At 41.5% G+C, this 14,632-nt stretch carries 8 protein-coding genes; 7 read left to right on the top strand and 1 reads right to left on the bottom strand.

Features of this window, described 5'->3' with window-relative positions; all coding sequences use genetic code 11:
* Positions 1-2: 2 nt before the first annotated feature.
* A complete protein-coding gene (locus J4E76_RS06235; protein ID WP_208502180.1) occupies positions 3-1,574 on the top strand; it encodes a glycerol-3-phosphate dehydrogenase/oxidase in 1,572 nt (523 codons plus the stop codon).
* Here the strand turns inward: J4E76_RS06235 and J4E76_RS06230 are convergent.
* A complete protein-coding gene (locus J4E76_RS06230; protein ID WP_208502178.1) occupies positions 1,571-2,755 on the bottom strand; it encodes a lipopolysaccharide assembly protein LapB in 1,185 nt (394 codons plus the stop codon). The two genes, J4E76_RS06235 and J4E76_RS06230, sit on opposite strands and share 4 nt — an antisense overlap.
* A gap of 366 nt (positions 2,756-3,121) precedes the next feature.
* Here J4E76_RS06230 and J4E76_RS06225 point away from each other — a divergent pair, with 366 nt between their 5' ends.
* The 6 genes from J4E76_RS06225 to J4E76_RS06200 all read left to right on the top strand — a co-directional run bounded on the left by J4E76_RS06225 (position 3,122) and on the right by J4E76_RS06200 (position 14,450).
* Positions 3,122-3,745: a TetR/AcrR family transcriptional regulator gene (locus J4E76_RS06225; RefSeq protein WP_208502176.1), complete on the top strand. Its 624-nt coding sequence runs from the start codon at positions 3,122-3,124 to the stop codon at positions 3,743-3,745.
* Positions 3,729-5,075 (top strand): TolC family protein, encoded by a 1,347-nt coding sequence (locus J4E76_RS06220; RefSeq protein ID WP_208502175.1) that lies wholly within the window; start codon positions 3,729-3,731, stop codon positions 5,073-5,075. The genes J4E76_RS06225 and J4E76_RS06220 overlap by 17 nt, the downstream gene beginning before the upstream one ends.
* Positions 5,076-5,115: 40 nt before the next feature.
* Positions 5,116-6,249 carry an efflux RND transporter periplasmic adaptor subunit gene (locus J4E76_RS06215; protein ID WP_208502173.1) on the top strand — a complete coding sequence of 378 codons (1,134 nt, stop codon included), beginning with the start codon at positions 5,116-5,118 and terminating at the stop codon, positions 6,247-6,249.
* A 21-nt stretch (positions 6,250-6,270) separates the two neighbouring features.
* Complete coding sequence (locus tag J4E76_RS06210) at positions 6,271-9,747, top strand: efflux RND transporter permease subunit (protein WP_208502171.1); 3,477 nt, start codon at positions 6,271-6,273, stop codon at positions 9,745-9,747.
* A 145-nt stretch (positions 9,748-9,892) separates the two neighbouring features.
* The gene (locus J4E76_RS06205; RefSeq protein WP_236017285.1) at positions 9,893-11,143 is read left to right on the top strand and encodes a metallophosphoesterase; all 1,251 of its coding nucleotides are present in this window, start codon (positions 9,893-9,895) and stop codon (positions 11,141-11,143) included.
* Positions 11,144-11,219: 76 nt separating this feature from the next.
* On the top strand, positions 11,220-14,450 hold the full coding sequence (locus J4E76_RS06200; protein ID WP_208502169.1) for a S41 family peptidase: 3,231 nt from the start codon (positions 11,220-11,222) through the stop codon (positions 14,448-14,450).
* Positions 14,451-14,632: the final 182 nt, after the last annotated feature.

The raw sequence follows: 14,632 nt of genomic DNA, 5'->3' as shown, positions 1-14,632 counted from the left end.
TCATGAAGAGAGAAAAGATGCTGAAAAGGCTCAAGAAGCAAAAAGAGCCATGGGATGTTGTTGTTATTGGTGGAGGTGCAACGGGCCTCGGAGTGGCAGTCGATGCTGCATCACGGGGTTATAAGACCTTATTGCTCGAACAGCATGATTTTGCGAAGGGAACGTCCAGCCGAAGTACCAAGCTGGTGCACGGAGGGGTACGGTATCTTCAGCAAGGCGACATCTCTTTAGTACTAGAGGCATTAAAGGAAAGAGGTTTAATGATCCAGAATGCACCGCACTTGGTGAAAAACCAGGCTTTCATTATTCCGAATTACGAATGGTGGGATGGTCCTTTCTATCAAGTGGGGTTGAAGGTGTATGATTTAATGTCGGGGAAACTTGGTATAGGTTCTTCGAAACGACTTTCTAAGGATGAGACTGTCGAACACATTCCAACTATTGATCAGAATGGTTTGAAGGGTGGTGTAGTGTATTATGATGGCCAGTTTGACGATGCACGAATGGCTTTGAGTTTGGCGAAAACGGCTCATCAGTATAATGGGGTTTTGCTTAATTACTTTGAAGTTACAGGGCTTGAAAAGAACGAAGAAGGAATCATTAGCGGATTGAAGGCTAAAGATTGCGAGTCAGGTAAGCATTATAGCATCCAGGCCAGGTCAGTGATCAACGCGACTGGGGTTTTTGCAGACAAAGTCAAGAAAATGGACGAGCCTGATGTGAAATCCATGATTCAGCCCAGTCAAGGTATTCATCTCGTAGTTAGTAAGGAGTTTTTGCCTGATAAGTATGCTATTATGGTGCCTCAGACCAAAGATGGTAGAGTAATGTTTGCTGTGCCGTGGCATGATAAAGTAGTGCTGGGGACAACTGATACTATGAAGGAGAAACCTGAGCTTGAACCAGAGGCGCAAGATCAAGAGATTGACTTCATATTAGAAACTGCCGGTCAGTACCTGACGAAACAACCAACCAGAGCAGATATTCTGAGTGTTTTTTCAGGCTTAAGGCCTTTGGCCAAACCGGAAGGAGATGGTAAATCAACCAAGGAGATATCACGGCATCATAAAGTAATGATTTCTCAGTCTGGATTGATCACGATTATCGGTGGCAAATGGACTACCTATCGGAAGATGGCAGAAGACACTGTTGATAACGCCATGTTGATAGGGGCACTGCCAGAGCGAAAGTGTATCACGATGAATTTGCCAGTTTCGGGGTATGATAAAAACCTCGATTTAACCACCGATCCACTTGCGGTTTATGGCACAGAAAAATACCAATTACTAGAGTTGGAGGAGGAAAATCCGGCTTTGGCCGAAGTGATCAGTGAGACGTTGCCACTGAGAAAGTCTCAAGTGGTTTGGGCTGTCAAACACGAAATGGCAAGGAGTGTGGAAGACATGTTAGCAAGAAGGGTTAGGGGGTTATTCCTTGATGCGAGAGAATCGCTGAGAGTTTCCGAGAAAGTGGCTGAAATTATGGCGGAGGAACTTGGTGAAGGGTCTGATTGGGTTGATAACCAACTAGAAGAATTTAATGAAGTAGCCGGTAAGTATGTAATCAAAGACTAGTTACCCTTTTTCTGATCTATTTTCTTTTGTATAGCTCTTTTTTGATCTCCCATACTAAGCCGATCGTAATAGGTTTCCAGGGTTCTAAGAATATTTAAATCTGTGGTATCCTTCTTGGATGCGACCTCCATTCTTGGCAATGCTTTTCTAATAAAGTCTAAGGCCTTCTCTTCATAAGCTTCTGAGTTGGCTTTGTACTCGTCATTGGTCATGTTATTAATGGCTAGGTAGTAGCTATTGGCCTGATCATTATACAGCATAGAGAGGTTGAAATTGGCTACCAGGTTATCAGGGGCAATAGATAATACCTTGAGATACGCTTGCTCAGAGTTTCCTATGGCACTTTGCAAGGCAGCACTATCCATTTCAGGGTTTGCCTTGATCTCCTTGATTTCTTCATCGTAGAGTACAGCCTTTCTCAAGGCCAGCTGGTCATTTTCGGTATCCGTTTTTAGTATTTCTGTAATGAGATCTATGGCTTTTTCATTGTCTTTGGAAAGCAGATAAATATCAAGCTTGTATCGATCGAATACTGCTGAATTGGGGAAGTCTTTTTTAGCTTCGTCTATAGTGATTAATGCAGCAGGGAAGTCCTTCTGCAGGTCTCTTTGTATGCTTATCATACTTTGATAGATACTCTCTTTTGGCCTCATGTCCTGAAGCATTCGAAAGTTGGTCAAAGCCTTATCATACAGTTTACCCTGAACTGCTGCATTGGCCGCATAAGTAATGATGGTTGAATCCTTGGGTGCTATGATGATGGCGTTCTCAAAAGCCTCGAGGGCTGATTTATAGTCCTGTTGCTGGTACCATTGAGCGCCATTTTGGATGAGTTCCTGAAAGATTTGCTCAATACTTTGATCAGCAGATAAGTTAATTCTAACATTATTCGAAGGGTACTTCTGAGTCATTTGATAACCTAATATGGCATCAGATAGGTAGGTAGACTTTACAGTTCCCGCTGGCTCGCTTTTGAAAAGCGCCTTGTTGATCTCAGCATAAGTGTACCACGCACCGCCATCTTCTTTGAACTCATCTGTTTTTACAGCTTCCTTAATCACACGAAGTGCCTCGGGTAAATTGCCCTCAGCTTGTAAAGTTCGCGCCTCAATGAGTCCCGTGCTCTGAGCAGAGACCGAGAAGGATATAATGAGGAATATAAAAACCCAAATCTTCGGCATGAGGTGATTTTGTGTGAAGTTGCTAAAGTATGATCATTAATTCAAGCGATTATTGATAGAGCAGTGACAGCTCGTTGCAAGTGCCTCCGTTGAGAGGTTTTTTTTAGAAAATTTTAAAAACCAATAATTCATAAGTCGTTTATCTGACATTATAATTTTCAGTCAATCAAGTAAGTCTTGACTTGACTTTCATGTTGTCATACACTTTTTATACCAAATTATCTATTGTGTGTACAACCGTTTTCATGATGGAAATCATGAAGATTTTTGATTTTTTCGGAACAAAAGTCTTGAAATCCACGTCATTACATCATTCGGAAACTTTGAATACGGTAATAGTTTCCTTAGTTTTGTCGGCAGATGGAAATGAAAGAGAAGATAGCAGAAAGGGCGAGTGAACTGATGCAGCAGTTTGGGATACGGACTGTAACCATGGATGATATATCTCGTGATTTGGGGATTTCTAAGAAGACAATTTACCAGTATTTCAAGGATAAGAAGGAGCTTGTCAATACCATAACAAGCATCCATCTAAACCTTGAGAAAGAAAGATTTGAAGGTACTGCCACCGCCAGTGAAAACAGTGTACATGAACTGATTATGGTTTCTCAGTGTCTGAGGGAGTCTATGAAAGACATGAAAATGAGCTTAATGAATGAACTACAGAAGTTCTACCCTGAAGCTTGGCAGATGTATGAGGACTTTAAGAAAGGTGTAATGTTAGAATCTATTACCGCAGTAATAGAAAGAGGGCAGAAAGAAGGACTTTTTAGGGCAGAGGTGGATCCTTATCTAATCGCTGTCATGCGAATCGAACAGGTTCAGACTTTTATAATGAGAAATTTATTTCCTAGGGAGAAATATTCTCTCTACGATGTACAAATGCAATTATTCGATCACTTTATACATGGTCTCTTTACGATAGAAGGCCATCAACTTTTTAATGATTATACCACGTCAAAAATTAAAACCAATGAGACGCTCAATTAGGAGATTAAACTATTTAGCGGTGCTTATGCTATTGACCATAGGAGTCAATGCACAAAGCGGGATTTCTCTTCAGGAGGCAATAAGCTATGCCTTATTGAACAATGAAGACATCAAAAATGCTAAGGTCGCAACAAAGGATGCCGATGCACAAGTCTTTGAGACCCGTGCTGATGGATTGCCTCAAGTCGATGCAGTATTCGGTTATACCAATAACACTAAGTTGCAACAGAGCATTGTAAGGGCTGATATATTCGACCCTACGGCAGGTCCCGATGATATCACAACTGTAGCCTTTGGAATTCAGCATCAGAGTAATTTCAATATCACCGCTTCCCAAATGATATGGGATGGCTCTTTCTTTATCGGACTGAAAGCTGCCAAGACGCTCCGCGAGAAGGTGCTTGTTGATGAAAAGAAGACTGAGTTAGATGTAATTGAACAAGTCACAAAGGCATACTACTTGGTTTTGGTTAATCAGGTAAGAACAGGTTTGATTGACACTAATATCAGTACAATCGAATCTACGCTCAAAGACACTAGAGCCCTATACGAAAATGGCTTTGCAGAGAAAATTGATGTTACCAGACTTCAAGTTCAATTGAATAATCTTAGAACAGAGCGTCAAGGAGTTGACCAGGTCATTGAGTCTAGCAAAAACTTACTGAAACTTACTATGGGTATGCCTGTGACAAAGGAGATCGACTTGAGTGGTGACCTTGCGAATTTTGATTTCGATTATTCTAAATCTGAGATTGATGCCTATGATGTTCAGGAGCGTATCGAAGCACGTCAGCTCGATTACTTAAAGGAATTGGCGGAATTGGATATCAAGAATGTATACTCTCAGTATATCCCAAAAGTGACTTTTAATGCAGGTTGGGGTAGAAACACGGGTAATGACTCCTTTAGTAACCTATTCAATAGTAACCGTCAGTGGTTTACGAGTTCTAGTATAGGTATAAATGTGAGTATCCCAGTATTCGATGGGTTGAGAAAGAAATATACTGTTGCTCGCAAGAAGTACCAGTTAGAGACCCTTGATAATCAGTACTCTCTTTTGACGAATAATTTGAAACAACAACTTTTAAATTCTCAGGATGCCTTGGATGTAAACCTTCAGCGTCTTGAAGTACAAAGAGAAAATATGGCATTGGCCAAGGAAGTTACAGACATCACTCGTGAGAAATACACGGAAGGTGTAGGTTCGAATTTGGAATTGATTAATTCTGAAAAGGATTATAAGGAAGCCGAAATCAACTACCTAAGTGCCCTTTATGAAGCGATTATTGCTAAAGTAGATTTAGACAGATCCTTGGGCAAATTAAACTAACAACACAATGACTTACAGAACTTCAAAATTATATAGAGACATGAAACCTCAGAACATCATCACATTTTTACTCATTGCTTTGATTGCAGTTAGTTGCGGTCAGAGCCCAGAGGGAGTTGAAGGAAAGAAAGCTCGTTTAGCGGAGGCTAAAGCTGAAATAAAGGCATTAGAAACCGAGATGGAGACTTTAACGGCAGAAATTAGCGCTGAAGATCCCGATTTCAATAAGCCAACAGAGACTGCTACTCTAATTACAACTGTTCCGGCTGCGAAAACCAATTTCGAGCATAAGATTCAGATTAGAGGTAATGTTGATTCAAGAACCAATGTCAACGTAAGTGCAGAGATGTCTGGAATTTTGACAGCCGTTAACGTCACCGAAGGTCAGTATATCAAAGAAGGCGATGTGATGGCAATCATAGATTCGGATAATCTTCAAAAGTCGATTGCTGAATTGGAAACTCAACTAGATTTTGCTACTACGATTTTCGAAAAGCGTGATAGGCTTTGGAAGAAGAATATCGGTACTGAAATTGACTTCTTACAAGCTAAAAACAACAAAGAAGCTTTAGAGAATCAGTTGGCAACCTTGAACACTCAGTTGGACAAAGCCGAAATCAAGGCACCGTTTAGTGGTACAGTTGAGCAAGTTCCAGTAAAAAGAGGACAACTGGTACAGCCGGGTGCTCCCATAGCTTTATTGGTGAGTAGTGCAGACATGTATATCTCTGCTGAAGTTTCAGAGTCTTTTGTTGGTAAGTTCAAGAGAGGTGACAATGTTACTGTAGAAATTCCTTCCCTAGATAAGAGCTTCGAATCTAGTATTATCTCTGTCGGTAGAGTGATCAACCCAGCGAGTAGAACTTTCACTATTGAAGTGAGACTTCCACGAGTAGATGACTATTTGAAAACTAATCTAGTGACACGGATATCACTTACAGATTATGAGTCTGAAGATGCTATTGTTATCCCTTCTCGAATCATTCAGGAAGACCTAAAAGGAAACTTCGTTTACTTGGTAAATGGCAAGAAGGCCAGTAAAGTCCACGTTAAACTTGGTTACTCATATGACAATCACACAGAGGTGGTCCAAGGGCTAGCTGGTGGCGAGACTGTTGTAGATAAGGGCAACCGTACAGTTGCAGATGGCACAACCGTAAGTATTCAAAACTAATCAAACTCAGAGCGATAGATTATGGCTAACGAGAACGACAAAAATGTAGTAGACAAGGAATTTGGCTTAACCTCCTTTGCCCTTCGTAATAGAATTACGGTATATGTGCTGACGCTGATCATTGTTGCGGCTGGTATATACTCGTACATCACACTACCGAAAGAAAACTTCCCAGAAGTTGAACAGCCTACAGTATATGTAAGTACAGCGCACCCGGGGAACTCTCCAGAAGATATTGAGAGCTTAATCACAAGAGAACTAGAAAAAGAGATCAATACAATCGAAGGAGTGGATAATATCCAGTCGACTTCAGTACAAGATTTCTCTGCAATTGTGATTGAATTTCAAGTGGGGATCGATGTCGATGACGCGGTTATCGATGTGAAAGATGCTGTTGATAGGGCAAAATCAGAACTACCAACAGATTTGAAGACAGATCCGAATGTGATCAAATTTAGTTTTTCTGAGAACTTCCCAATTCTAAATATTAACCTGACTGATCCAACCAAGACCTTGGACGAGTTGAATGATATTGCTGAATACCTGGAAGACGAGATCGAAAAATTTCCACAAGTTTCAAAAGCCAATATTGTTGGTGTTGATGAAAAGGAAGTTGAGGTCAGAATAGATCCATTCAAGCTAGAAGCTAGAAAGGTGACTTTCAATGATATTGAGAATGCAATATCATCTGAAAACATGACCCTGTCTGGAGGTAATGTGATTGCAGATGGATTGAGAAGAAACGTCCGTGTAATCGGTGAGTTTGATGACCCTTCTCAAATGGAGGACATCATCATAAGCAATGAAAATGGCAATATCGTTTACCTGAAAGATGTTGCGACTGTTGAATTCGGTTACAAAGACAAGCAAAACTATGCTAGACTAGACCTAAATCCGGTAGTCAAAGTTGATGTAATGAAGAGAAGTGGCGAAAACTTGTTGATAGCCACAGACAATATCATGGCATTGATTGCTGATAGTAGACTAGATGGTCAGATTCCAGAAACGACCAAGGTGACCATCACAAATGATCAGTCAAAAGACACTAGGGAGCAGGTAAGTAGCTTGGGTAACAACATCATTTTTGGGGTAATCCTAGTGGTGACAGTGCTCTTGTTCTTCTTGGGTACAAGAAACTCACTATTTGTGGGGATGGCGATTCCATTGTCCATGTTCATGGCTTTGATGATTCTTGGTCTTGCGGGTATTACCATCAATACTATGACACTATTCGGGCTAATCATGGCCTTGGGTATGCTTGTAGATAATGGTATTGTGGTAGTAGAGAACGTCTATCGTTTGATGGAAGAGGGATTGAGTCCTTTGGCCGCTACTCGTAGAGGTGTAGGTGAGGTGGCCTTACCTATTATTACATCCACTGCAACGACCTTAGCAGCGTTTTTACCTCTGGCTTTCTGGCCAGGGATTATTGGAGAGTTTATGCTCTATTTACCATTAACACTAATCATCACGCTTGGTTCTTCACTCTTCGTAGCATTGGTAATAAATCCAGTGTTTATCTCAAGCTTTATGCGCGTGGATGGCGACAGAGTATATGACCATAAAAAGATTTTGATTAGATCAGGCTTGGCCATCATCGCAGGTGCGGTTTTCGCTTTCGGACTTGGAGCAATCGGTTTTGGTAACTTCTTGATGATGATAGGAGTGCTGACATTACTCAATGTTTACATTTTAGGGCCTTTGTCAAAACGTTTCCAAGCAGGCTTTTTGCCTAGATTAGAAGGTATTTATGTACGAGTACTTAAGAGCGCTGTTAAGCACCCTATTAAGTATTTGGGTGGGGCATTTATGACACTGATTATCTCTTTGATGATTTTTGGGGCGTTTCTACCAAAAGTGGAATTCTTTCCAATAAATGAACCTAAATATGTAAACGTATTTGTGGAGTATCCAGTAGGAACAGATATCGAAAAGACGAATGCCTTTTCAAAAGATATCGAGGCACAAGTGCTCAAAATCATAGAGCCATACTCGGCCATAGTTGAGTCTGTATCTACTAATGTAAGCCAAGGTGCTGCGGACCCGAATGACCCAACCGCTGTTGGTCAATCTGAAGAGCCGCACAAGGCTAGAATTACTGTCAATTTTATTGAAAGTAAACTACGTGGCGATTTAAACACATCGGACGTTATGAACGACATTCGTGCGCAAGTTAAGTTGCAACCAGGTGTTACACTAACAGTCGATAAAGATGCTGCTGGACCTCCAACGGGTAAGCCGGTGAATTTGGAGATTATCGGAGAGGATTTGCCCACACTGATCAATCTTGGAGAAGATATCAAGCAGAAGATTTCAGAGTCGGGTATTCAAGGTATTGAGAAGCTGAAGAGTTCACTTGAACTCGGTAAGCCAGAATTGGTGATCGATATTGATCGGGATAATGCCAGAAGATTCGGACTGTCAACTTTCTCTATCGCTAATGAAATTAGAACAGCGCTATTCGGAAAAGAGGTTTCTAAATATAAAGAAGGCGAAGACGATTATGAGATAAACATCCGATTGGATGAAGATTATAGATACAATGTCGATGCTTTAATGAACAAGAATATCACATTTAGAGATCAAAATTCAGGTAAGCTGGTACAAGTTCCAATTTCTTCAGTAGCAAGCATTCGTTATAGCTCCACATATGGATCGATCAAGAGAAAGGATTTGGATAGGGTTGTTACGCTTAGTTCGAACGTTCTTGCTGATGCTAATGCGACAGTAATCAATGATCAGCTAAAAGAATTGATGGCTGATTATGAAATGCCAGCTGGCTATAGCTTTGCTTTTACAGGTGAGGCGGAACAGCAAGCAGAAGAGATGGCCTTTTTGGGTAAGGCGCTCTTGATCGCTGTATTCTTGATTTTCTTGATTATCGTATCGCAGTTCAACAATATCACAGCTCCGTTCATCATCTTGGTTTCAGTACTATTGAGTACCATTGGTGTGTTCTTAGGTCTGGTTGCATTCAATATGGACTTTATCGTAATTATGACAATGGTGGGTATTATCGCACTTGCTGGTATAGTTGTGAATAATGCCATTGTATTGATTGACTTTATCGTGCTGACGCGTAAGAGAAGAAGAGAAGAATTGGGAATGGGTGAAGATGAGATTCTTCCTATGAATGAAGTCGTGGACTCTATTATCACTGCGGGTAGGACTAGGTTGAGACCAGTACTATTGACAGCAATCACCACTATTCTTGGATTGGTGCCACTGGCTGTAGGTTTGAATATAGACTTTATCGGAGCCTTTGTTCAATATAGCGCTGACTTCTATGTTGGAGGTGATAATGTGATTTTCTGGGGCCCAATGTCTTGGACAATCATTTTTGGATTGACGTTCGCAACTTTCTTTACGCTAATTATGGTACCAACAATGTACTTATTGGCTGATAAGCTATTGTTTAGAATTGCCAAGTGGAGAGGTAAGGCAAACATAATTGATATGTCTGATTCATCAGGAGAAACTCAAAAGGTTTTGGCCTGATGTTTGATAATAACATTAACGTGGTGATTATGGCCTTCTTCAGTGAGGGTCATTCATAGTTAAGGTTGATTTGGTGGCTCCCGAGGTGGTACTCGGGAGTCTTTTTTTTGAACCCATTAAACAGGTCTCTGGTTAAAAGAAGTAGATGAGCATTTCGCCACTTTTCTTTGTGATCATCGTTGCCTTTCTAGGCTGGCTGGATTACTATGCTTATCAGGCTACAAAAACCCTTTTAATCGGAAAGAAGAATGGCACCAAAACGGTAGTAAGATACCTCTACTTATTGCAGGCCATTTTTATGCTTTCATTGGTGGTATACCTACGGTTTGTGCAAGCAGGGACTGTTCCATTTTCTTTTTTGATTTCCATTGTCTTTATGTCCTATACAGCAAAGTTGGCCGCTGTAGTATTAGTGTTTATTGACGATATCAGACGAGTGCTAGGGTTATTCTTTGCGGGGAGAAAAAGACGTTATGAAAAGAGAGTTGCGGCAGGACAGAAGATGCCACGCTCAAAATTTTTAGCAAGAAGTGCCGTGGTTATGGCCACGCTTCCAATTGTTACAATGAGCTTTGGTATTGTCAGAGGGGCATATGATTATAGAATCAGAAGGCGAAGAGTATACCTGCCAAACCTTCCAAAGCAATTCGAAGGAATTAAGGTCGCCCAACTATCCGATATTCACAGCGGTAGCTTTTATGATAAGACTGCTGTGAAAGGAGGGATCGAAATGTTGATGGCCGAAAAACCAGATATGATCTTCTTTACTGGTGACCTTGTGAATAATCAGACCAAAGAGGTTGCGGACTACTTCGATCTTTTCTCGAAAGTTAAGGCAGACCTTGGTGTGTATTCTACACTTGGCAATCATGACTATGGTGACTATATGGCCTGGTCGTCAATTTCTGAAAAGAGGAGAAACCTGGAGGATATGATAAAAGTCCACGAACGTATGGGCTGGGACTTGCTAATGAATGAAAATCGCTCGGTCCGAATCGGTACAGATCAAATATCAGTTCTAGGTGTAGAAAACTGGGGGGCGGGTCGTTTTGCGAAGTATGGACGACTTGATCAGACTGCCTTGAGTGCCGAAGGGGATGTTAAACTTTTGCTTTCACACGATCCAAGCCATTGGGATGCTCAAGTAAGAGGGCAGCAGCCAGATATTGACATTACATTTTCAGGCCATACTCATGGTATGCAGTTGGGAGTGGAGATTGGAGACTTCCGTTGGAGTCCTTCAAAGTATATCTATAAGCAGTGGGCCGACTTGTATCAAGAGGAGAATCAGTACCTCTATGTGAACAGAGGCTTTGGGTTCTTAGGCTTCCCTGGCCGAATTGGTATTCTACCTGAAATTACCATTATGGAGTTGACTTCTCGTCCTTTGGCGTAGGCCAACTCTTTATCTTCTGTCCTCCGTCTTCCGTCTTCCACCTTCTTTTCCTAAATTCAGGGCCAAATCAATAAATATGAAAAAGCTGGTCATTATTCTTTTGTGCCTTCTGAGCACAAACTTAAAATCTCAAACAACACCAAACTGGATTCGATACCAAAGTATTTCTCCTGATGGTCAACACATTGTTTTCACCTACAAAGGCGATTTATATAGAGTTGCCTCTACCGGAGGTGATGCTACACAATTGACCTTTCACCAAGCCCATGATTTCATGCCGGTTTGGAGTAAGGATAGTAAGCATATTGCCTTTGCGTCAGATCGCTATGGTAATTTCGATGTATACGTTATGGATGCCATGGGTGGACAAGCCACACGATTGACCTTTCATTCTAATAATGAGAGTCCATACTCCTTTTCACACGACAATAAGCATGTAATTTTTGGAGCATTAAGACAAGACAGGGCGGAACACCGCCAATACCCTCATGGTTCGCAGTCAGAGTTATATGAAGTTCCTGTTGCAGGTGGTAGAGTAGATCAGGTTTTCACTATTCCAGCAGATTACGTTCAGGTCAGCAAAGATGGTCGCTACATGGTCTATCATGATAAAAAAGGTGGCGAGAACGAGTTTAGGAAACATCACAAATCGTCTATTACCAGAGATATCTGGATGTATGATGTGCGAAGAGATGAACATAAAATGCTTACCAATCGTGAGGTCGAAGACCGTCAGCCTGTCTTCAGTGCTGATGAAAAGAGTCTCTACTATTTAAACGAATCTAGTGGGACATTCAATGTGTATAATATGTCAATTGAAGACCCATCACAAAGTCAGCAGTTGACAAATTTCAACTTGCATCCTGTGCGTTTCTTGAGCTTCGGTAATGGAACCCTTTGCTTTGGATATGATGGTGAGCTTTACACGATGCAGGAGGGTGGTCAGCCACAAAAGGTTGCTGTCAACATAAGAACACAAGACAAAGCTAATTCGGATAGATTCATATCTATTAATGGCGGTGTTCGAGAAATGGCCATTGCCCCCAACGGGAAAGAGATTGCCTTTATCGCTAGGGGAGAAGTGTTTGTGACTTCTGTGGACGGATCGTTAACCAAAAGAATTACTAATACTCCTGAACAAGAACGTTTTGTGACTTGGGGGCCTGACGGCAAATCTGTGGTTTACGCAAGTGAACGAGAAGGCAAGTGGAATATCTATAAGTCGACCAAAGAGAGAGCTGCTGAGGAGCCTTTCTTCTTTGCTTCTACCTTGGTGAAAGAAGAGGTTGTTCTAGCCAATAATGAGGATAATTATATGCCTCAGTATTCTCCTGATGGAAAGAAAATGGCTTTTATCGCAGGCCGAAGGACGCTTAGAATATTAGATGTGGCATCAGGAAATTCAGTCGACCTTTTGACTCCTAATGATCTTTTCCATATGCGTGATGGTGACAAATACTTCACTTGGAGCCCAGACAGTAAATGGTTACTCGTTGACTGGAGCATGAGCTTGAATAACAGTGAAGCGCTGTTGATGGCTGCTGATGGTAGCAATCGCATTAACCTTACCGAGAGTGGTTACTATGATTCCAGACCAAAGTGGGTTAACGGAGGAAAGCAAATGATTTGGTTTAGTAACCGTAACGGCCTGAAGAGCTATGCTACCAGTGGTCGATCGCAAAGTGATGTTTACTCGATGTTCTTTACCCAAGATAGCTGGGACAAGTATAAGCTCAATAAGGAAGAGTACGCTTTGATGAAAGAAATAGAGAAAGAGCAGAAAAAAGGCGAAAAGAGTGAGGACAGTAAAGAGAAGAAGGCTGATGATAAGAAAGAAGAATCTAAAAAGGATCTGACTTTCGATTTTGAAGATATGAAAGACCGCAAGGCTCGGTTGACTATTCATTCATCAAGTCTTGGCGATGCCACTCTTTCTAAAGACGGAGAAAAACTGTATTACCTAGCAAGCTTCGAGGGTGGTCAGAACCTTTGGACAACAAACCTAAGAACGAGAGAAACCAAAATGGCCATCAAATTAAATGGTGGGTTTGGATCTTTCCAATGGGATAAGGACATGAAGAATCTGTATCTCTTGAGTGGAGGTAGGATTTCTAAGATTAACCCCGATGCGGGCAAGAGGGAATCAATCAGTATTCGAGGGGAGATGGAATATGATGCTGTTGCCGAGCGCAGTTATATGTTTGATCATGTTTGGATACGCACCAAGAATATATTTTACGAACCAACTTTCCATGGAATTGATTGGGATTTGATGCGCACAGAATATGCCAAATACTTGCCTTCGATAGGTAATAGTTATGAGTTCTCGGAAATGTTATCGGAGATGCTTGGTGAGCTAAACGTATCTCATGCAGGGGCTAGATATGGAACAAGCATTCCTAATGCAGATGCCACAGCATCATTAGGGATTTTCATGGACTACGATCACAAGGGCAATGGAATTAGAATTGCTGAAGTACTTAAAGGAGGTCCTTTGGACAAAGCGAAGTTCAACATTGTGCCGGGCATGATCATTGAGAAAATTGATGGGGAATTAGTGACTCCGGATCGTGATGTAGCCACTTATCTAAACAGAAAGTCAGGCAAATTCACATTGTTAGAAATAACAGGTCCTAAGAAATCGGATAGACAACAGATTACAGTGAAGCCTATCTCGCTGGGTGCAGAGCGAGGGTTACTATATAACAGGTTTGTCAAGATCAACGAGAAAGAGGTAGAGGAGAAGTCGAATGGTCAGCTGGGCTATGTACACATCCCAGGCATGGGAGATGGACAATTCCGAAGCATCTATGAAGACATAATGGGAAAATATTTCAATAGAAAGGGCATCATAGTGGATACCCGTTTTAATGGTGGTGGCGACTTGGTAGCTGACTTAGCGATGTTCTTTACAGGAGAGCCATTCATTACCTATGCTACGGCTGCAAAAGATGTAGGGGGTGAGCCTACTTCAAGATGGACAAAGCCGACACTTGCGTTGTTCAACGAAAGCATGTATTCAGATGGTCACTGCTTTGCTCAGGGTTATACCGATCTGAAAATCGGAAAGACCATTGGTATGCCAGTTCCAGGTACCTGTAGTTTTGCCGGTTGGGAAGGGCTTCCTGATGGCGGTCGTTGGGGTGTGGTGCCAGTGAGTGCCAAAGACAAGAATGGCCGTTGGATGGAGAATCTACAAACTGAACCAACCATCAAGCTTAAGAATATGCCGGGCGTGATTGATAAAAATAGAGATCAGCAATTAGAGCGAGCAATTCAGGAGATGTTAAGTGATGTAGGCAACTAAATCACATGGATTTACATGTTTGATCATTATCAATGATTGGATCGTTTGTAAATTTTCTACCAGTTTTCTAGAGCAGAGTTTAATTTTCTGCTTGGGAAGACTTAACATTAAGAACACAAGCATACACGATACAACTCGACCGATTCGCACTCAACCGCTAATCGGTTTTGTTGTATATAGCA

This window comes from Roseivirga sp. E12 (assembly GCF_017592825.1).
GTDB lineage: Bacteria > Bacteroidota > Bacteroidia > Cytophagales > Cyclobacteriaceae > Roseivirga.
The sequence above is the reverse complement of the archived record's forward strand: the minus strand, read 5'-3'. Positions and strand labels throughout refer to the sequence as shown.

What these genes read in the sequence shown, in the direction of transcription:
- J4E76_RS06225 (WP_208502176.1), top strand. Translation starts at nt 3,122, where the DNA reads ATGAAAGAGAAGATAGCAGAAAGGGCGAGTGAACTGATGCAGCAGTTT.
- J4E76_RS06215 (WP_208502173.1), top strand. Translation starts at nt 5,116, where the DNA reads ATGAAACCTCAGAACATCATCACATTTTTACTCATTGCTTTGATTGCA.
- J4E76_RS06220 (WP_208502175.1), top strand. Translation starts at nt 3,729, where the DNA reads ATGAGACGCTCAATTAGGAGATTAAACTATTTAGCGGTGCTTATGCTA.
- J4E76_RS06200 (WP_208502169.1), top strand. Translation starts at nt 11,220, where the DNA reads ATGAAAAAGCTGGTCATTATTCTTTTGTGCCTTCTGAGCACAAACTTA.
- J4E76_RS06235 (WP_208502180.1), top strand. Translation starts at nt 3, where the DNA reads ATGAAGAGAGAAAAGATGCTGAAAAGGCTCAAGAAGCAAAAAGAGCCA.
- J4E76_RS06230 (WP_208502178.1), bottom strand. Translation starts at nt 2,755, where the DNA reads ATGCCGAAGATTTGGGTTTTTATATTCCTCATTATATCCTTCTCGGTC.
- J4E76_RS06210 (WP_208502171.1), top strand. Translation starts at nt 6,271, where the DNA reads ATGGCTAACGAGAACGACAAAAATGTAGTAGACAAGGAATTTGGCTTA.
- J4E76_RS06205 (WP_236017285.1), top strand. Translation starts at nt 9,893, where the DNA reads ATGAGCATTTCGCCACTTTTCTTTGTGATCATCGTTGCCTTTCTAGGC.